General features: G+C 68.5%; 15 protein-coding genes. 9 read left to right on the top strand and 6 right to left on the bottom strand.

All coding sequences use genetic code 11. From position 1 onward, the window contains the following. Positions 1 to 173: 173 nt before the first annotated feature. On the bottom strand, positions 174 to 1739 hold the full coding sequence (locus ASG62_RS00070; protein ID WP_056699126.1) for an aldehyde dehydrogenase (NADP(+)): 1566 nt from the start codon (positions 1737 to 1739) through the stop codon (positions 174 to 176). An 82-nt stretch (positions 1740 to 1821) separates the two neighbouring features. Then, on the bottom strand, positions 1822 to 2748 hold the full coding sequence (locus tag ASG62_RS00065; RefSeq protein ID WP_056699123.1) for a dihydrodipicolinate synthase family protein: 927 nt from the start codon (positions 2746 to 2748) through the stop codon (positions 1822 to 1824). A gap of 488 nt (positions 2749 to 3236) precedes the next feature. Between ASG62_RS00065 and ASG62_RS00060 the strand changes: the two genes are divergently transcribed. The 3 genes from ASG62_RS00060 to ASG62_RS00050 all read left to right on the top strand — a co-directional run bounded on the left by ASG62_RS00060 (position 3237) and on the right by ASG62_RS00050 (position 7571). Then, positions 3237 to 4664, top strand: coding sequence for a phosphomannomutase (locus ASG62_RS00060; RefSeq protein WP_056699120.1), 1428 nt, complete (start codon positions 3237 to 3239; stop codon positions 4662 to 4664). A gap of 167 nt (positions 4665 to 4831) precedes the next feature. Continuing rightward, entirely contained in the window at positions 4832 to 6247 is a 1416-nt protein-coding gene (locus ASG62_RS00055) for a mannose-1-phosphate guanylyltransferase/mannose-6-phosphate isomerase (RefSeq protein WP_056699149.1), read from the top strand. A 292-nt stretch (positions 6248 to 6539) separates the two neighbouring features. Then, complete coding sequence (locus tag ASG62_RS00050; RefSeq protein ID WP_056699117.1) at positions 6540 to 7571, top strand: aldo/keto reductase; 1032 nt, start codon at positions 6540 to 6542, stop codon at positions 7569 to 7571. Between the two features lie 18 nt (positions 7572 to 7589). Here the strand turns inward: ASG62_RS00050 and ASG62_RS00045 are convergent, their stop codons facing one another. From ASG62_RS00045 to ASG62_RS00035, 3 genes are all read right to left on the bottom strand, one after another. Beyond that, positions 7590 to 8606, bottom strand: coding sequence for an ABC transporter permease (locus ASG62_RS00045; RefSeq protein WP_082537484.1), 1017 nt, complete (start codon positions 8604 to 8606; stop codon positions 7590 to 7592). Beyond that, a complete protein-coding gene (locus ASG62_RS00040; RefSeq protein ID WP_056699115.1) occupies positions 8603 to 10192 on the bottom strand; it encodes a sugar ABC transporter ATP-binding protein in 1590 nt (529 codons plus the stop codon). The genes ASG62_RS00045 and ASG62_RS00040 overlap by 4 nt, the downstream gene beginning before the upstream one ends. A 286-nt stretch (positions 10193 to 10478) precedes the next feature. Continuing rightward, a complete protein-coding gene (locus tag ASG62_RS00035; RefSeq protein ID WP_056699111.1) occupies positions 10479 to 11432 on the bottom strand; it encodes a substrate-binding domain-containing protein in 954 nt (317 codons plus the stop codon). A 203-nt stretch (positions 11433 to 11635) separates the two neighbouring features. Here ASG62_RS00035 and chrA point away from each other — a divergent pair, with 203 nt between their 5' ends. From chrA to ASG62_RS00005, 6 genes are all read left to right on the top strand, one after another. Next, on the top strand, positions 11636 to 12868 hold the full coding sequence (gene chrA / locus ASG62_RS00030; protein WP_056699108.1) for a chromate efflux transporter: 1233 nt from the start codon (positions 11636 to 11638) through the stop codon (positions 12866 to 12868). 102 nt (positions 12869 to 12970) lie between these two features. Then, the gene (locus tag ASG62_RS00025) at positions 12971 to 13549 is read left to right on the top strand and encodes a TetR/AcrR family transcriptional regulator (protein WP_056699105.1); all 579 of its coding nucleotides are present in this window, start codon (positions 12971 to 12973) and stop codon (positions 13547 to 13549) included. Between the two features lie 137 nt (positions 13550 to 13686). After that, complete coding sequence (gene ilvD, locus ASG62_RS00020; RefSeq protein ID WP_056699102.1) at positions 13687 to 15531, top strand: dihydroxy-acid dehydratase; 1845 nt, start codon at positions 13687 to 13689, stop codon at positions 15529 to 15531. A gap of 143 nt (positions 15532 to 15674) precedes the next feature. Further along, on the top strand, positions 15675 to 16745 hold the full coding sequence (locus ASG62_RS00015; RefSeq protein ID WP_056699101.1) for a type III polyketide synthase: 1071 nt from the start codon (positions 15675 to 15677) through the stop codon (positions 16743 to 16745). Next, on the top strand, positions 16742 to 17449 hold the full coding sequence (locus ASG62_RS00010) for a class I SAM-dependent methyltransferase (RefSeq protein ID WP_056699098.1): 708 nt from the start codon (positions 16742 to 16744) through the stop codon (positions 17447 to 17449). The genes ASG62_RS00015 and ASG62_RS00010 overlap by 4 nt, the downstream gene beginning before the upstream one ends. Before the next feature lie 10 nt (positions 17450 to 17459). Next, positions 17460 to 18641: an NAD(P)/FAD-dependent oxidoreductase gene (locus ASG62_RS00005; protein ID WP_056699095.1), complete on the top strand. Its 1182-nt coding sequence runs from the start codon at positions 17460 to 17462 to the stop codon at positions 18639 to 18641. Positions 18642 to 18979: 338 nt separating this feature from the next. Here the strand turns inward: ASG62_RS00005 and ASG62_RS27955 are convergent, their stop codons facing one another. Next, positions 18980 to 19540, bottom strand: a complete 561-nt coding sequence (locus tag ASG62_RS27955; RefSeq protein ID WP_413814168.1) for a helix-turn-helix domain-containing protein — start codon at positions 19538 to 19540, stop codon at positions 18980 to 18982. Between the last annotated feature and the right edge of the window lie 402 nt (positions 19541 to 19942).

Genomic DNA, 19942 nt, shown 5'->3' with positions numbered 1-19942 from the left:
GCGGATGCTGTCGCCCATCGATCTCGGTCAAACGAAGCCAGACGTTCTTATCTTTTCTCTACCTGGTTCGACATCGGTTCCAGCGCCCCCGCCGTGTGCAGAGCTTCCAGGTTTCGTGCTGGGCTCTAATGCGGCGAGGCCGCGGCGTGACAACCACGGCGCCGCCGCATCCTTTAGGCCGCCGGGTCGATCCGCTGCGGCACGTTCCACGGGTTGGAGTCGCGCAGCGCCTCCGGGAGGAGGGCGTCGGTGAGCGACTGGTAGGAGACCGGGCGCAGGAACCGCGCGATGGCGAGGCTGCCGACCGAGGTCGAGCGGCCGTCGGAGGTCGCGGGGAAGGGGCCGCCATGCACCATGGCATGGGCCACCTCGACGCCGGTGCCGAAACCGTTCGCGATGATGCGGCCGGCCTTCTTCTCCAGAAGCGGCAGCAGCGCCTTCGCCTCGTCGCGATCTGCTTCGTCGAGCTGCACGGCGATCGTCAGCTGGCCTTCCAAGTGCTCGATCACGGCCTTCAGGCTCGATGCGTCCTTGCAGCGGATGATCAGCGAGGAGGCGCCGAACACCTCCTCCTGCAGCTCGGAATAGGCGAGAAACGCCTCGTCGGTGGTTTCGAAGAGCGCGGCGCCTTCGCCGCCTTCGCCGACGCGGCCGCCCGCGAGCGTCTTGACGTTGCCATGCGAGCCGAGCTTGCCGACGCCGTCGCGATAGGTGCGCGCGATGCCGTTGGTCAGCATGGTCTGATGCGCGGCGGCATCCACGGCCGCGCCGGCGGCGGCGACGAATTCGTCGTAGCCCTTGCCGGCGGTCGTCAGGATCAGGCCGGGATTGGTGCAGAACTGGCCGGCCCCGAGCGTCAGCGCCGCGACGAAATCGGTGCCGATCTTGGCGCTGCGGGCGGCGAGCGCGTTTTCCAGGACGATGACTGGATTGATCGAGCTCATCTCGGCATAGACCGGGATCGGCTCAGGCCGATTGGCCGCAATCGTCATCAGCGCCGTGCCGCCGGTGCGCGAGCCGGTGAAACCGACGGCCTTGATGCGGCGATCGGCGACGAGACCCTGGCCGATCTCGCGGCCGGTGTCGAAGAGCAGCGCGAAGGTGCCTGCAGGCAGGCCCGCATCGGTGACGGCCTTCTGCACGGCTCGCCCGACGAGTTCGGATGTGCCGGGATGGGCCGAATGTGCCTTGACGACGACCGGGCAGCCCGCCGCGAAGGCCGAGGCCGTGTCGCCGCCGGCGACGGAGAAGGCCAGGGGAAAGTTCGAGGCGCCGAAGACCGCGACCGGGCCGACCGCGATGTTGCGCATGCGCAGATCCACGCGGGGCAGGGGCGTGCGCTCGGGCAGCGCCTTGTCGATGCGCACGTCGAGGAAGCGGCCTTCTCGCACGACGGAGGCGAAGAGGCGGAGCTGGCCGACGGTGCGCCCGCGCTCGCCCTCGATGCGACCCTTCGGCAGGCCAGATTCGGCGACGCAGCGCTCGATTAGCTCGGGGCCGATGGCGAGGATGTTCTCGGCGATGGCTTCGAGGAAAGCCGCGCGTGCTTCGAGCGAAGTCTCGCGGAACGTGTCGAAGGCCGCGTCCGCCAGCGCACAGGCCTCCTCCAGATCGGCCGCCGTCGCGCCGCCGAAGCCGGGCTCCAGCTGTTCGCCCGTCGCCGCGGCGATGCCGCGCAATTCGCCGTTCGTGCCGCGGCGGCTCTGGCCGCCGATGAGGTTTTCGCCGGAGATGCTCATATCATCATACTTTCTGCTGGATCGTCGTGAACCGGCGGGAAGCCGAATGCGTCCCGCCTCCGTTGAAGAAGTTTCTACGACCTTACTGCGCCCAACGCATGACGAGCGGCTCGACGCGGCGAACGAGTTCGATCAGGCCGGCGCGGGTCGCGGGATGGATCTGCTCCAGCGGGTGGCGAACCGCCTCGCATCGGATGACGCCGAACTCGGCCATCGCCGTCTTGGCCGCGCGCAGGCCGCATTGGCGGTTCTCGTAGTTGATCACCGGCAGGATCGTCTCGTAGGCTTCGGCCGCGCCTTCGCGGTCGCCCGCGCGGTGCTTCTCGAAGACGGGACGGATGAGGTCCGGCAGGAGCGCGCTGGACATGGTGCCCGTCGCGCCCGCGTCGAGATCGGCCATCAGCGTGATGGCCTCCTCGCCGTCGAACGGGCCGACCACGGCCTCGCCGCCGGCCGCGATCAGCGCGCGGAGCTTGGCGGCGGTCTGCGGCGTCTCGATCTTGAAATGGCGCACGAGCGGCAGTTCCTTGGCGAGCCGCACGAGGAAGGGCACCGAGAGCGTCACGCCCGAAAGCGGAGCGTCCTGAACCATGATCGGCAGGCCGCTCGCCTCGCCGACGCGCTGGAAGTGGTCGAGCGTCAGGCTTTCGTCGATGCGCATGCCGGTGCCGTGATAGGGCGGCATTAGCATGAGGAGGCTCGCGCCGCATTCGGCTGCGAACCGGGCTCGGGCGGCGGCGACGCGCGTCGAGAAATGGCTGCACGTCACCATGACCGGCACGCGGCCGGCGACATGCTCGATGCAGAGCCGCGTCAACGTCTCGCGCTCGGCGTCGTCTAAGAGGAACTGCTCGGAATAGTTGGCAAGGATGCAGATGCCGTCGACGCCCTGGTCGATCATGCAGTCCATGACGCGGCGCTGACCCTCGAGATCGAGATCGCCGTTTTCCAGGAACGGAGTCGGCGCGACGGGGAAGAGGCCGGAGAAGACGGGCGGATTGGATGGCATGACGAAAGGTCCCAGGCGAGAGGTCTGAACGGAGCCTCCCGCTCCGCCTGCGGTGTCATAGACCACCACGCCGCGCCTTGCAGCTGAAAAATATGATAATTGGCGGCGGTGAGAAGGGAGTTCCTCGTAAGATGTTGATCAAACAAAGAAATCAGGTCGCGGAGTCCCGCGGTCAGGTGTCGGGTTCGCGCGTGCCGAGGCCGTCGCCTGCTTCGTACGCGAGCCGCACCGGATCGAACGGCCGTGGAGCTCCCGGCATCGCGGATGTGACGATGTCTAGGAAGCGAACTGCCGGGATCGTCAAGTTCCACCCGTTGCAGTTCAAACATATCGGACGTTACGCTGTCGGCGACCCAAAAGCTTTACCTTGCAAAGCAACCGCAGGGCGCCGCGTGTTGCCTTTTCCTCGGGACTTCGCCTAGCAAGGGCACGACCGGCCTCATGGCCATGCCCCGCTGGTGGGCGCGCCGAAGCAGAGGAATTTGCCGATGACGAGCCTGAAGTTCGGAACGAGCGGCCTTCGCGGCCTGGTGGAAGATCTCGTCGGCCCCGCCAGTGCTGCCTACACGAAAGCCTTCCTCGCCTATCTCGAAGGCTCGCCCTCCGCCGCCGCGCGCACGGTTCTGATCGGCCGGGACCTTCGCTCCTCCAGCTCTCGCATCGCCGGCGACTGCGGCGCGGCCGCGCGCGCCGTGGGCTGGACGGTGATCGATTGCGGCGCGCTTCCGACGCCCGCGCTCGCGCTGGAATCGCTGGGCAAACGGGCGCCCGCCATCATGGTGACGGGCAGCCACATCCCCGACGACCGCAACGGGCTGAAATTCTACACGGCCGACGGCGAGATCACCAAGGCGGACGAGGAGGGCATTCTCGGCGCGCTCGGCGAGATCGGTGCGGACGGCTCCGCGGATGCGCAGCCGCTGCCCGCTACCGGCTCCGAGGTGATCGACCGATATATCGAGCGCTACCGCGCCGCCTTCGGCTCCGCCTATCTCCAGGGCCTCGCCATCGGCGTCTACCAGCATTCGACGGTCGCCCGCGACGTGTTGGTCCAGGTGGTCGAGGCGCTCGGCGCCAAGGCCGTTCCCTTTGCCCGGTCCGATCTCTTCATTCCCGTCGACACCGAAGCGCACCGGCCGGAGGACATCGCGATCCTGGCCGAGTTCGCGGCCGGCACGAGCGTCGATGCGATCATCTCCGCCGATGGCGATGCCGATCGGCCCCTCGTCGCGGACGCGGCGGGCCGCGTCCTGCGCGGCGATACGCTGGGCCTCATCACCGCGCTCGCCCTCGGCGTCTCCGCGATCGTGACGCCGGTCACATCAGCCTCGCGGATCGAGGCCGCAGCAGCCCATGCAAGCGTCCGGCGCACGCGCGTCGGCTCGCCTTTCGTCCTCGCCGGCATGGAGGAAGCGGCCAAGGGCGGGGCGAGCGGCGTCCTCGGCTTCGAGGCCAATGGCGGCGTCCTTCTCGGCACGCCCGTCCTGATCGAGGGCCGAGTCCTGCCGGCTCTGCCGACGCGCGATGCGATCCTGCCGATCGTTGCCGTGCTCGGCGAGGTGCGCTCCAAGGCCCTGCCCCTCGCCGACATCGTGTCGAGCCTCCGCCTCGGTTTTGCCGCCGCCGACCGGCTGAAGGCGGTCCCGAGCGAGATCGGCGCCCGTCTGGCACAGCGCCTTCTCGCCGATCCCGCCTATGCCGCGGACTTCTTCGCCGATGTCGGCACCATCGCGGAGGTCGACAGGCTCGACGGGGCGCGCTTCGTCTTCGAGAACGGCGCGATGGTTCACTACCGACCGTCCGGCAACGCGCCGGAGCTGCGCTGCTATGTCGAAGCCGACAGCGAGGCAGCCGCGGCCGACCTCCTGAAGCTCGGGCTCGGCAAGGCTGCCGACTTCGTTCGATCGGAAAGCTGACCATCAGGCGGACCCGATCCCTCCATTAGCCTTCTTATGTTATTGTGCGATGCAATATGGTGTGTCCGGCATAGGATCGGTGTATCGATGCGTTCCGTCTCTCGCATCGTGGCCGGAGCGGGCGCGACATGGAACGGATGAAGAAGAAGCTTACGAAGGACCGCTTTATGACCACGCGCATCGTACCGATCATCATGGCCGGCGGGGCCGGAACCCGCCTCTGGCCTGTTTCGCGCGACTCCATGCCCAAGCAGTTCATCTCCCTCCTGCCGGACGGGCGCTCCACCTTCGAGACGACGCTGCAGCGCGTTTCGGGCCCGAAGTTCGATCGGCCGATCGTCGTCACCAACGAGGCCTTCCGCTTCATCTGCGCCGAGCAGCTGCGCGCGGCCGGCGTCGAGGGCGACATCGTCCTGGAGCCGGAGCGGCGTGATTCCGCGGCGGCCGTCGCCATCGGCGCGCTGATCGCCGCCCGGCGCGACCCGCAGGCGATCTGCCTCGTTCTCGCCTCCGACCACGCCATCATGGATGCGGCCGCCTTCGTCGCGGATTGCGAGCGGGCCGCGGCGCTCGCCGAGGGCGAACTGATCATGACGCTCGGCATCCCGCCGACGAACCCATCGACCGCTTACGGCTACATCGCGCCAGGCACCGCGCTGGCCGGCGAGGGCGCCCACACCGTTGCCCGCTTCGTCGAGAAGCCGGACGCGGCGCGCGCCGAGGAGTTCATCTCCAAGGGCTATGTCTGGAACTCCGGCAACTTCATCTTCCGCGCCGATACGATCCTCGGCGAGTTCGAGACCTACGCGCCGGACGTTCTCGCCGGGTCGCAGAAGGCCGTGGAAGGTGCCGTCCGCGATCTCGACTTCCTGCGCCTTGCCGCCGAGGATTTTTCCCAGATTCCGAAGATCTCGGTCGATATCGCGCTCATGGAGAAGACCCGCAAGGCCGGCGTTCTCTCCGCCAGCTTCGACTGGTCGGACATCGGCTCCTGGGATGCGCTCCACGACATCAGCGAGAAGGACGCGGACGGCAACGTCCTCTCCGGCGATGTCGAGGTCTTCGGCGGCACCGGCAATTTCGTGCGCAGCGACGACATGCTGACCGCCGTCGTCGGGCTGAACGACACGATCGTCGTCGCCACGCGCGATGCCGTCGTCGTCGCCGCGAAGTCCGCGGCCGGCCGCGTCAAGGATGTCGTCGCCTCGTTGAAGGCCAAGGGCAAGCGCGAGGCGAGCGAGCACCTGCGCATGTTCCGCCCCTGGGGCTGGTACCAGCGTATCGATATCGGCCCGCGCTTTCAGGTGAAGCACATCACGGTGAAGCCCGGCGCGACGCTCTCGCTGCAGCGTCATCATCACCGGGCCGAGCATTGGGTCGTCGTTCACGGCACGGCCGAGGTGACGATCGACGGCCAGATCAAGCTCTACCACGAGAACGAGGCCGCCTATCTGCCGATCGGCTGCACGCACCGCATGCACAATCCCGGCAAGATCGATCTGAAGATCATTGAGGTCCAGGTCGGCAGCTACACCGGCGAGGACGACATCGTGCGCATCGAGGACATCTACGCGCGCACCTAAGTCCTGATGGGAATCCGGCACGGCCGGCTCCGGCGAAGCGCTCGCGCTTCCTGCCGGGGCCGGCCGTTTTCGTTTTGCTGCGTCGTCCACCATTCTTTCCCCCTCGGCCTCATGCTCTTGCGGGCGGGATGCCCTATGGAAGGGTGAACGGCTCTCGCGAGGCAGCCGTATGATATGTCCATCGCTTCATCGAAGCGGGACATGCGTCGGGCGCGCGGGCAGGGCGCTGATTTGAGACCACGGATCACGACGGGTTCGTCGCGATTTCGCATGATGACAGGGGAGGACGGGCATGAAGGCATCCGATAGGAAACGGCTGAAACGCGCAGACATAGAGGTGACGACGCTCGGGCTCGGCAGCGCGCCCTTCGGCGGCATGTTCAAGAACCCGATCACCGCCGAGACCGCGAACGCGACCCTGCAGGCGGCTTGGGACGCGGGGATTCGGTACTTCGATACCGCGCCGATGTACGGGTTGACCCGCTGCGAGCATCTCGTCGGCGCGTTCCTGCGCGAGAGGGACCGAGACGGTTTCAGCCTGTCGACCAAGGTCGGGCGCATCATGCGCAACGGCCGGCCCGGCCGTCCGCTGCCGCCCCCGCTGCCGCCGAACCCGTTCGACGCGGGCTGGGGGAATGGCCTGCCCTTCACGGAGGTCTTCGACTACTCCTACGATGCCGTCATGCGCTCCTATGACGACAGCCAGCAGCGCACGGGTCTCGACCGCTTCGACATCCTGCTCGTCCACGATATCGGCCGCGTCACCCATGGCGAGCGGCAGGACGGGCACTGGGCTGAGCTCACCACGGGCGGCGGCTTCCGCGCCTTGCAGGAGCTGAAGGAGGCCGGCCTGATCGCGGGCTTCGGGCTCGGCGTCAACGAGTGGCAGGTCATCCGCGACGCGATGGAGGAGACCGATCTCGACGCCTGCCTCCTCGCCGGGCGCTACACGCTGCTCGATCAGGACGCGGCGGAGACCTTCCTGCCGCTGGCCGCCAAGCGCGAGGTCGACATCGTCGTCGGCGGCGTCTTCAACTCCGGCATTCTCGTGCGCGGCCCGTCCGACCGGCCGAAGTTCAACTATGTCGATGCGCCCACGGAGATCATCGAGCGGGCGACGCGGCTGGAGGCCGTCTGCAAGCGGTTCGACGTGCCGCTCGCCGCCGCCGCGCTCCAGTTCCCCCAGCGCCATCTGGCGATCTCCTCGGTCGTCATCGGCGCTGCCAGCCCGGACGAGGTCCGCCAGAACGTCGCCTGGTACGAGCAGGCGATCCCGGACGAGCTCTGGTCGACGCTGGCCGAAGAGGGGCTCATCCCCGCCTGACGACGACGTCGCGCGCCGCTATCGCCGGGCGGCGCGCGATTTCAGCCAGCGGTCGAAGGCCACCGCCAGGATGAGGATCAGTCCGATCAGCACCTGCTGCGTGTAGGACGAGACGTTGTTGAGGACGAGCCCGTTGACGAGGACGCCGATCAGAGCGGCGCCGATGACCGTGCCGCCGACGCCGCCGATCCCGCCGAAGAGCGATGTGCCGCCGATGACGACGGCGGAGATCACCGTCAGCTCGTAGCCGATGCCCGCCACCGCTTCCGCGGAGTTCAGGCGCGCGGCGAGGACGAAGGCGGCCAGCCCGCAGAAGAAGCCGACGATCACGTAGACCGAGACCACGACACGGTCGACCCGGATGCCGGAGAGGCGCGCCGCCTCCTGGTTGCCGCCGACCGCGTAGACCGAGCGCCCGTAGCGCGTGTAGGTGAGGACGAGGTGGCAGGCGAGGGCGGCCAGCGCGAAGATGATGACCGGAACCGGCACCGGCCCGACCAGTCCCGTGCCGAACCAGCGCATCGTGGAATCGAAGCCCGAGATCGGCCCGCCGCCGGAAAGCGTCAGCGTCAGTCCGCGAAAGATGGTGAGCCCGCCCAGCGTCACCACGAAGGGCGGCACCCGCAGCCGCGTGATCGCGATTCCCTGCACCGCGCCTGCCGCGATGCCGACGCCGAGCGCTGCGAGAAGGGCGGCGAACCAGCCGTAGCCGGCGCCGGCCCCCGCGCTCAGCGACAGCGTGTTCGCCGCGCCGCCCTTGGCGACGATCGCCGCGACCATGCCGCAGATCGCGACCAGCGAGCCGACGGAGAGGTCGATCCCGGCGGTGAGGATGACGAAGGTCATGCCGAGCGCGATCAGTCCGGTGATCGAGATCTGCCGCATGACGTTGAAGAGGTTGGTCGGGTTCAGGAAGTTCGGATTGGTCAGCGCGAAGACCGCCATCAGCGCGACGAGAAACATCAGCGGCCCGAAACGCATGACGATCTTGAAGATGTTGATGCCCTCGCGCGGGGCCCGCTCGATCGCGGTCATGGCTGTGATTCCCCTGTTTCGCCCGGACGCACGGCGATCGCCATCAGCGCCATCAGCTTCTCTTCGCTGGCCGCGGAGCCCGGCATCTCGCCGGTGATGCGGCCCTGGCGCATGGTCACGATGCGGTCGCTGACGGCGAGAATTTCCGGCAGTTCGGAGGAGATCATCAGGACCGCGATGCCGCGCGCGGCGAGCTGCACGAGGATCTGGTGCACCTCCGCCTTCGCCCCGACATCGACGCCCCGCGTCGGTTCGTCGACGATCAGCACCTTCGGATCGCGCGCCAGCCAGCGGGCGAGGATGACCTTCTGCTGGTTGCCGCCGGAAAGGCTCGCGATCGGCTGTTCCGCGCTCGCCATGCGGATGTTGAGAGCGCCCTTGTGGGTCGCAAGATCCCGGCGCTCCCGGCGCTCCGACATGATGCCGAGCGCGTTCGAATAGGTGCGGAGCGACGCCGCCGAGAAGTTCGGCAGGATGCCGAGCGCGGGAAAGATCGCCTGATGCTTGCGATCCTCCGGCACGAGCCCGATGCCGAGCTCGATCGCATCCGCCGGCGAGGCCGGCGCAATCGGCTGGCCGTCGAGCGTGATCGTTCCGGCGGCGATCCGGTCGGCGCCGAAGATCGCGCGCGCCATCTCCGTGCGCCCCGATCCGACGAGCCCGGCGACGCCGAGAATTTCGCCGGCCCGAAGGTCGAGATCGACGCCGTCCAGCACGATCGCATGCGGCGCTTCCGGGTCGCGCAGTGTTCGCAGGCCCCGCACGGAGAGGCGCACCTCGCCGGCCGCGGCGCGCGCGGCGGGCCGCGCGTAAAGCTCGCTCGCCGCCCGCCCGACCATGCGCTCGATGATGCGCGGCAGCGCGATCGGCCCGCCCTCGCGCGCCAGATGTCCGGCCAGCCGCCCGTCGCGCAGCACCGTCATGCGGTCGCAGATATGCGAGGCCTCCTCCAGCCGGTGCGTCACGAACATGATGGCGACGCCCTCGCGCCGCAGCCGGTCCATTATGGCGAGGAGCCGTGAGACCTCCGCCTCCGACAGCGCGGATGTCGGCTCGTCCATGATGATGAGGCGAGAGGACAGCGACAGCGCGCGGGCGATCTCCACCATCTGCTGCTCGGCGACGGAGAGGGCGGAGACGGGCGTCTGCGGGTCCATGGAAAGGCCGACGCGGGCGATGATCGCGCGCGCCTCGCGCCGCATCAGGCGCCAGTCGAGCAGCCCGAGGCGCCCGAGCGGTGCGCGGCCGATGAAGATGTTCTCCGCGACCGAGAGGGTCGGGATGAGGCTCAGTTCCTGGTAGATCGTGACGATGCCCGCCCGCATCGCGTCCTGCGGCCCCGCGAAGGCGACCGGCTCCCCGTCGAGAAGGATCGTGCCCTCCGACGGGCTCTGGACGCCGGACAGGATTTTCAGGAGCGTCGACTTCCCCGCCCCGTTCTCGCCCATCAGCCCCAGCACCTCGCCGGCATGGAGCGTCAGCGACACGTCGCGAAGCGCGGTGACGCCGGTGAAATGCTTGGTGATCCCGCGCATGTCGAGGAGCGGGCGGGCCGGCTCGGCGACGGCGGCGGTGGATGGCGTCATGGTCGGCGGGCTCCGGCCGGGTTCGTCGCGGGGAGGCTGTGGGGTGCGTGGGCGAAGGGTTGTGCGAGGCACCCCCCTCTGCCTGCAGGCATCTCCCCCCGCAAGGAGGGGGATCAGGCTTGTCGCAGAGGTTTCTAGCTCGTTTCAGACGTCGGAGACTTCGACCGACCGCCCAAGCTACCGATCTCCCTCCTTGCGGGGGAGATGTCCGGCAGGACAGAGGGGGGTGCCTCACGCCAAGGTTTCAAACCCCTTGCATCCCCCTCGTCCAAGGCTTGAACGACCCCTACTTCGTCTCCGAAATCCGCTCGGCCTTGTCGAGATTGTCCTTGCCGATGACGATCGGCGTCAGCAGGACCAGCGCTTCCGGTGGCTTGGTGCCGTTGCGGGCGAAATCGACCGCGATGCGCAGCGCGCGGCGCGACTGCTCGCCCGGAAACTGCTCCACCGTGCCGGCCAGCCCGCCGTCGCGCACGGCCGCCAGCGCCTCGGGCAGGGCGTCGAAGCCGTAGATCTTCACGTCGGTATGGCCGGCGGCCGTGCAGGCCTCCAGCGCGCCGAGCGCCATGTCGTCGTTGGCGCAGACGATGACGTCGGGCTTGCCGTTGGCCGCGAGGCCCGCCTCGGTGACGGACAGCGCCTCGGCGCGCGCGAAGTTCGCGGTCTGCTCGAAGACGATCTTGTATTTGTCCTGCCCGTCCAGAATGGCGTGGACGCCCTTGTTCCGGTCGATCGCTGGGCCGGCGCCGGGCTGGCCCTGGAGGTGGAAGATCTTGGCGCCGTTCGGGAAGGCGGCGATGATCGCGTTCGCCTGCGCCTCGCCGCCCTTGGCATTGTCCGCGCCGACATGGGCGAGGATGCCCTCGACGCCGTCCACGCGCCGGTCAATTGTGACGACCGGGATGCCGGCCTGCACGGCCTGTTCCACGGCGGGTGCGAGCGCGTTCACGTCGAGCGGCGACATGACGATCGCATCCACCTTCTGGACGATCGCCGCCTCGACGTCTCCGGTCTGCTTGGGCGCCGAGTTCTGCCCGTCGCTCTCGATCAGCGTGATGCCGCCGGTCGAGGCGGCCTCGACCTTGATCTGGTTCAGCATGTGCACGAAGAAGGGAAAGCCCAGACTCGGCACGGAGGCGAGGATGGTCAGCGCCTTGTCCTGCGCGAAGGCGGACGGTGCGAAGCCTGCGAGCGCACCGGCTGCGGCCGATGTCATCAGGAATTGACGTCTGGTCTGCATGATATCCTCCCCGGGAAGGATCGGCGGTCGCTGAAGCGGCTCATTCTCGATCCGGCTGGGATACTAGCCGTGCTTTTCCGCCGATCGCAAGGGGTGCGGAGCAACCGCTGGACTCCGTGAGAACCGGAGCGTCCGTGCGCCCCGGATGTCGGCGGACCGGACCCGAGAGAGAACGAGGACGACGCTTGGTTCCCGATACACCGATGGCTTCGGACGCCGGTCCGTCCGCGCCGGACAAAGGGGAGGAGACGACGGAGCGCGGCACGCCGTTCGAGGTCTTTTGCGCCTTTCTTGTCCTCGGTCTCACCTCTTTCGGCGGTCCGGTCGCCCATCTCGGCTATTTCCGCGAGGCCTTCGTCGTCCGCCGCCGCTGGATCTCGGATGCGGCCTATGCCGATCTCGTCGCGCTCTGCCAGTTCCTGCCGGGCCCGGCCTCGAGCCAGGTCGGCATGGCGCTAGGCCTTCGCCGAGCGGGCGGGCTCGGCATGCTGGCCGCCTGGACCGCGTTCACGCTGCCCTCCGCGCTCATCCTCGTCGGCTTCGCGCTCGGCGCCTCCGTCTTCGGCGGCGCCGGCGGGGCCTGGGTTGAGGGCGTGAAGGCGGCCGCCGTCGCCGTCGTCGCGCAGGCCGTGCTCGGCATGGCGAGGACGCTCGCCATAGGCCGAGAGCGCGCGACCATCTCCGGCGCCGCGCTGATCCTGGCGCTTCTCCTGCCGGGGGCGGGGGGCCAGGTGCTCGCCATCCTCCTCGGCGGCCTCGCGGGCCTCGCGCTGCTGCAGCCGCCGGTGCCCACGGCAAGCGTCGAGGAAACGCTTCACGGGCCCGTCCGGCGCGGAGCTGCGATCGGCGCGCTCGCGCTTTTCGCCGTCCTTCTGGTCGCCCTGCCGTTGCTGGCGGCATTGACCGGCGCCGGCTGGGCGGTTCTCGCGGACGGCTTCTATCGCTCCGGCTCGCTCGTCTTCGGCGGCGGGCATGTCGTCCTGCCGCTGCTCCAATCCGAATTCGTCGAGACCGGCCATATCGGCCGCGAGGCCTTTCTCGCCGGCTACGGCGTGACGCAGGCCATGCCCGGCCCGCTCTTCACCTTCGCCGCCTACGTCGGCGCCGCCTCGAATCTCGATCCGAACGGCCTTGCCGGCGCGGCGCTCGCGCTTGTCGCGATCTTCCTGCCCTCCGCGCTGCTCGTCCTCGGCGTCCTGCCCTTCTGGCAGAGCTTGCGTGCTTCGCCGTCGGCCCGCCGCGCTCTGTCGGGCATCAACGCCGCCGTCGTCGGCCTTCTCGCCGCCGCGCTCTACGATCCCGTCTTCTCCGAAGGCGTCACCTCCGCCCCGACCATGGCGATCGCGGTCGCGAGCTTTGTCGGCCTCGTGGCGTGGAGCCTTCCTGCCTGGGCCGTCGTCGCGGCCTCCGCGTTGCTGGGTGCCGTTTTCCTCTAAGAACTCAGCCGCCTTGAAGTGGCGTACCGATCGGTATAAATATCAGGCCGGGCCGGGCGCTTCTTAAGCGTTGGCCGTTCAGGGACCTGGAGGTCGTCGGACATGGGTCGTCCCCGCGAATTCGATGTGGACGAGGCGCTGCAGGCTGCCATGCAGCTCTTCTGGCGCAAGGGCTACGAGGGAACCTCCCTCAGCGACCTAACCGAAGGCATGGGCATCACGCGCCCCAGCCTCTACGGCGCCTTCGGAAACAAGGAGGATCTCTTCCGCAGGGCCTTGGAGCGATACGAGGCGAGCCATCTCGGCTTCTTCTCCGAGGCCTTGGCCCGCCCGACGGCGCGCGCGGTGGTTGCAGCCTTGCTCGAAGGCTACGCCGAGGCGCTGACGGCCGACTGCGGCCCCGGCGGCTGCATGAGCGTCAATGCCGCGCTCGCCTGCAGCGAAGGAGCCTCCGAGATCCAGCGCGCCGTGGTGGAAAAGCGCCGGCAGGCGGAGGCGCAGCTGCGCGACCGGCTGGCGCGCTCCATCGCAGAAGGCGATCTCGCGAGCCAGGACCCAGGCGATCTCGCGCGCTACATCATGACGGTGGCGCAGGGAATGGCGGTGCAATCGGCCTCCGGCGCCGATCGCGCCGCGCTCGACCGGGTGGCCTCCATCGCCCTGAAAGGGCTCTTCGCCTAAAATTTCGCCCCTATTCGCCTTTCTTTTCAGCGATTTCCGCCGAAAACCTCCTTTTCGCCGCATGGATGAGGTTGGAACGGCCGCCCGGCAGGTGTAATGACGGGTACGGTTCAGTTCCAAAGGCCCCGGAGGTCGCCATGCCCGCCTATCGTTCCCGCACGACCACACACGGCCGCAACATGGCCGGCGCCCGCGGTCTCTGGCGCGCGACGGGCATGAAGGACGAGGATTTCGGCAAGCCGATCATCGCCGTGGTCAATTCCTTCACGCAGTTCGTGCCGGGTCACGTCCACCTGAAGGATCTCGGCCAGCTCGTCGCCCGCGAGATCGAGGCGGCCGGCGGCGTCGCCAAGGAGTTCAACACGATCGCCGTCGACGACGGCATCGCGATGGGCCATGACGGTATGCTCTACTCGCTGCCCTCGCGCGAGCTGATCGCCGACTCGGTCGAGTACATGGTCAACGCCCATTGCGCCGACGCCATGGTCTGCATCTCCAATTGCGACAAGATCACCCCCGGCATGCTGATGGCCTCTTTGCGCCTCAACATCCCGACCGTCTTCGTTTCGGGCGGCCCGATGGAGGCCGGCAAGGTCGTCTGGCCCGACAACACGGTGAAGAAGCTCGATCTCGTCGACGCCATGGTCGCCGCCGCCGACGAGCGCATTTCCGACGAGGACGTGAAGACGATCGAGCGCTCGGCCTGCCCGACCTGCGGCTCCTGCTCCGGCATGTTCACGGCCAATTCCATGAACTGCCTGACCGAGGCTCTCGGCCTCTCGCTGCCCGGCAACGGCTCGACGCTCGCCACCCATGCCGAGCGCCGCCGCCTCTTCGTTGAGGCCGGGCATCTCATCGTCGATCTCGCGCGTCGTCATTACGAGCAGGACGATGCCGGCGTGCTGCCGCGCGCCATCGCGAGCTTCGCGGCCTTCGAGAACGCCATGACGCTCGACATCGCCATGGGCGGCTCGACCAACACGGTGCTCCATCTCCTCGCCGCCGCCCACGAGGGCGAGGTCGACTTCACCATGGCCGACATCGACCGCCTGTCGCGCCGCGTGCCCGTCCTCTGCAAGGTCGCGCCCTCCATCGCGAACGTCCACATGGAGGACGTCCACCGCGCCGGCGGCATCATGGGCATTCTCGGCGAACTCGACCGCGCCGGCCTGCTCGACACGTCCGTCGGCTCCGTCCATGCCGAGAGCCTCGGCCACGCGCTGGACCGCTGGGACGTGAAGCGCACGGATAGCCGCACGGTCCACGACTTCTTCCGCGCCGCGCCCGGCGGCGTGCCGACGCAGGTCGCCTTCAGCCAGGACCGCCGCTACGACGAGGTCGACACCGACCGCGAAGGCGGCGTCATCCGCAATGCCGAGCACGCCTTCTCCAAGGACGGCGGCCTCGCCGTTCTCTACGGCAACCTCGCCGAGGACGGCTGCATCGTGAAGACGGCAGGCGTCGACGCCTCCATCCTCACCTTCACCGGCCGGGCGCGCATCTTCGAGAGCCAGGACTCCTCGGTGAAGGCGATCCTCTCCAACGAGGTTCAGGCAGGCGACATCGTCCTCATCCGCTACGAGGGGCCGCGCGGCGGGCCGGGCATGCAGGAAATGCTCTATCCGACGAGCTACCTGAAGTCGAAGGGCCTCGGTAAGGCCTGCGCGCTCGTCACCGACGGCCGCTTCTCCGGCGGCTCCTCGGGCCTCTCCATCGGCCACGTCTCGCCGGAAGCGGCCGAAGGCGGCCTGATCGGGCTCGTCCACGAGGGGGATACGATCGAGATCGACATCCCCAACCGGAAGATCAGCCTCGCCGTGCCGGATTCCGAGATCGCCGCCCGCCGCGAGGCCATGCTCGCCAAGGGCGCCGATGCCTGGAAGCCGGTCGAGACCCGCAAGCGCAAGGTCACGACGGCGCTTCGCGCCTACGCCTCGATGACGACGAGCGCGGCGCGCGGCGCGGTTCGCCAGATCGACTGAGCCGCCGAGCCCGCGGGGGAGGCGGCGAAGCATCGCCTCGACCGCCGGATGCGACACTCTCTCCCGGCGCCCTCCGTTGATGGCGGGTGCCGGGTTTCTATCTCACGGTGTCTGCGCGGACTTTCGTGCATGGATACCGCGACGTGCCCGACGCCTACATCAATCGCATTGAGACCGCCGTTCCGCCGAACGACGTTCAGGACACCATGCTGCGCTTCGCCCGCTCGCAGCTCCGGGACGATCCGCGGCGGCAGGCGATTTTCTCGCGCATGGCCGAGCGCAGCGGCATCGAGCACCGCTTCTCCTGCCTCCGCCCCGTCGATGACCCCGATAGCGAAGCGCTCGACGAAGGCGGTCTCTTCCGCCGCGGGGCCTTTCCCGGCACCGGCACCCGCATGGGGCTCTTCGAGGCCCATGCGCCCGCGCTCGCCCTAGAGGCGATCGGCAAGCTCGACCTCGGCGCCGATCTCAAATCCGTCACGCATCTGATCGTCGCCAGCTGCACCGGCTTCTCCGCGCCGGGCATCGACCTCGAGATCGTGGCGCGCTGCGGCCTCTTGCCCTCCGTCGAGCGCACCATGATCGGCTTCATGGGCTGCTACGCCGCAATCAACGCGCTGAAGCTCGCGCGCCACATCGTGCGCTCCGAGCCGGACGCGAAGGTGCTTTGCGTCAATATCGAGCTCTGTACGCTGCATCTGAAGGAGACGACGGATCTCGAACGTCTTCTGACCTTCTGCCTCTGGGGCGACGGCTGCGCGGCCTCGCTCGTGACAGCCGAGCCGGGCGGCCTGCGCCTCGATCGTTTCAAAGCGCTTCTGGCCGCCGACGCCCGAGATCTGATGACCTGGAGCGTTCGCGACGACGGGTTTGACATGGTCCTCTCCGGCCGCGTGCCGAAGGCGATCGACGGGGTTCTGCGGCACGAGGCCGGCGCCGTGCTGAACGGCCGTCGGCCAGACGAGATCGACCTCTGGGCCGTCCATCCCGGCGGGCGGTCCGTGCTCGACGCCGTCTCCGACGCGCTCGACCTGCCCGCCGATGCGCTGGAGGCCTCCCGCGCGGTCCTGCGCGAGAACGGCAACATGTCCTCGGCGACGGTGATGTTCGTGCTGGAGCGCATGCTGCGCGAGCCGAAGGGTCTCATCGGCTCCGCCATGGCCTTCGGACCCGGTCTCACCGCCGAGACCATGCTCTTCGAGACGGCGGGATGAGCGGGCTCCAACGCCGCCGGGTCGAGCCGGAAATCCTCGACGAACTCTCGCCGGCCGATCCGAGGGCCGTCGCCTCGCGCCGCGACCTCGGCCGGCTCAACGCGCTGATGCTCCATCGCGGGATTCTCGTGAACCTGATGCGCCGCCATCTGACGCTGCCGCCGAGGCGCATTCTCGAGATCGGCGCCGGCGACGGGCGCTTCATGCTGGCGGCCGCGCGCCGGCTCGCCAAGCAATGGCCGGATGTCGACCTCGTTCTTCTCGACCGCCAGCCGCTCGTTCGCCCCGAGACGCTGCAGGCCTTTCAGCGCCTCGGCTGGCGCGTCCAGATCGTCACCGCCGACGTGTTCGACTGGACCGAGGCGGCCGGTGCGCCGCGCTTCGACGCGGTGACGGCGAACCTCTTCCTGCACCACTTCCGCGAGCCCGCGCTCGCCCGGCTCCTGCGCGCGCTCGCCGCCCTGTCGCCGACCATCCTTGCGACCGAGCCCCTGCGGGCTCCGTTCCCGCTTTTCGCCTCGCGTATGCTCTGGGCGATCGGCGCCAACGACGTGACGCGCAACGACGCTCCGGCGAGCGTTCGCGCCGGCTTCTCGGGCCGGGACATTTCGGCGCTCTGGCCGCACGAGGAGGGCTGGCGGCTGGAGGAGGGCCGGCGCGGCCTCTTCACGCAAGGCTTCGCCGCCCGAAGGATCGCACGATGAGGATCGCGCCATGAGGTTCGACGCCGTGGTCGTCGGCGCCGGTCCCGCCGGCTCCACCACCGCTTTGTCTCTCGCGCGGGCGGGGCGCAAGGTCGCGCTGATCGAGAAGGCGGCCTTTCCCCGGCGCAAGGTCTGCGGCGAGTTCATGTCGGGCACGAGCATTGCCGTGATCGACCGGCTCGGTCTCGGCGATCTCTGGCGGCGGAAGGCGGGGCCCGACGTGCGCCGTCTCGCGCTCTTTTCCGGCGAACGGATCGTCGCCGCGTCCATGCCGGGCGGCAGCACGGGCCCCTTCGGCCGCGCGCTCGGCCGCGATGTTCTCGACATGCTGGCTCTGCAGGCGGCGGGCAAGGCCGGCGTCGCGATCGTCCAGCCGGCCCGCGTCACGTCGATCGTGCCGGAGGGGACGGGCCATCGGATCGCCGTGTCGGGGGAGGGCGGCGAGGAGGTGCTGTTTTCCGATATCGTCGTTGCGGCCCACGGGTCCTGGGAGCCCGGCCCCCTGCCGACGCATCTGCCCAAAGCCCATCGCGACGGTGATTTCCTCGGGTTCAAGGCGCATTTCCGCGGCGGGCGGCTGGACGGCGATCTCATGCCGCTGCTCTTCTTTCCCGGCGGCTACGGCGGCATGGTCTGGGCCGATGGGGGCCGCCTGTCGCTTTCGCTCTGCATCCGGCGCGATGCCCTGGCGGCCGCGCGGCAAACCCACGGCCTTTCATCCGCCTCCGAAGCCGTCTTCGCCCATCTCATGGCCACCTCTCGCGGCGTCCGGCAGGTGCTGGGCGAGGCGGTCCCGGATGGTCCCTGGCTTGCCGCCGGCCCGATCCGCCCCGGCATCCGGCGCGGCTTCGCGGACGGCATCTTCCGCGTCGGCAATGTCGCGGGTGAAAGCCATCCGATCATCGCGGAAGGCATTTCCATGGCGATCCAATCCGGCTGGCTCCTCGCCGGCGCGCTGGAGGGCGCCGATCTTCGCGATGCTGGAGCGCTGACCGAGGCCGGGCGCCGCTACGAGGCGGCATGGCGGCGCCAGTTCGCCACCCGCATCCGCGCCGCCGCCGCCTTCTCCGCCATCGCCGTGCGGCCCCGCCTCGCCGGTTTCGCCGGCTGGATCTCCGCCGCCGCGCCGCCGCTCCTGACGCTTGGCGCCCATCTCAGCGGCAAGACGCGGACGGTTCGGATGGGCGCCTGACGGCTGGCCGCTGCCTTCATACTAGGAGGTATTGAAATGCCTTGTGGCATCCCGTTTTCGAACATCTTAAATCTCTGATGCAGTCGACACATTCGCAATGTCTTCAACGGCCGGCTGCGCCGGCATCCTTCGCCGTTGGTCTCATACCGCTGCATCTCAGCATTGACGTGGATTAGGTAGAGGTACGCGATGAGAGATCGAACGCGGTTTCCACCGATGTCTCGGCGACATCTTAAATCTCTGATGCAGTCGACACATTCGCAATGTCTTCAAYGGCCGGCTGCGCCGGCATCCTTCGCCGTTGGTCTCATACCGCTGCATCTCAGCATTGACGTGGATTAGGTAGAGGTACGCGATGAGAGATCGAACGCGGTTTGGATCGGCGGTGAGCGCGTTTCAGGCGGGCCGCATGCGTCCCTGTCGGCGTCGAGATTGGCGAGTATCCGGTGCGAGAGGGAGCTCGCGCAGGTATAGCCGAGAGGTAGGCCGAGGCGAAGCGCTTGTCGTAATGGCGGGCGGACGCTTGCCACGCAGCCACCAGCGTTTGCCGATTCGCCCCTTCTGCCCAACGCTGTTCCGGCCTGCGATCGATTTACCGGATCGATCGCCCACGGCCTCACCGTCCTGAAACCACAGCTCGATCCGGCTGTCCGGATGAGCTGCACGAGCCGCCTCGACGGCCTCGGCAAGGCCCCTTTTATGAACGCCTTCGCTGCCTTGGCGCTGCGCAGGGGATGCACGGGCCGTGCCTTCTGCCGTGACAGGCCGAGCCGACGCACGAGGCGCGACATCGATTGGAGGCACATGGTCTTGCTGAAGCAAGTCTCGATGAAGCGGCATAGGTCCGGCAGCGTCCAGTTCGACGGCTCGCCGCGCTCGGCATTGGGTCCGCGCAGCACCTGCGCCACAAAGGCGGCCTGCTCGCCATCGCTAAAGCGCTCTGGCCGGTGGCCGTTAGGGCGATCGGGAGCCCGGCCAGCCCCCAAGGCGTTGAAGCGCAGCACCGCGTCGCACAAGGACAGGCGGCTCGATGCACGCCGCCCGCGCCGCCTCCGCCCAGCTCATCCCCTCCAGCGCGTTGGCGACGGTCAGCATCGGTTGCACCGTGGGCCGTGCGGCTCCCACTTGGCAAACCGACGCAACTCCAAAGGGCTCGCAACGTCCGTCATGATCGGCAGRCCATGGGAAAGGTCGTGATCTCGACGTCGAGCCCGGCCATCTGCACGGCCAGCCAACCGCGCAGGCTCCAGGAGGAGTAGCGCCGCGTGCCGATGAAGAGCGTGCCGAGATCGGAAGAGCAC

Origin of the sequence: Aureimonas sp. Leaf427 (assembly GCF_001425485.1) — a bacterium.
Lineage (GTDB): Bacteria > Pseudomonadota > Alphaproteobacteria > Rhizobiales > Rhizobiaceae > Plantimonas.
Note: the sequence above shows the minus strand (reverse complement) of the source record. Positions and strands in the feature narration are given on the sequence as shown.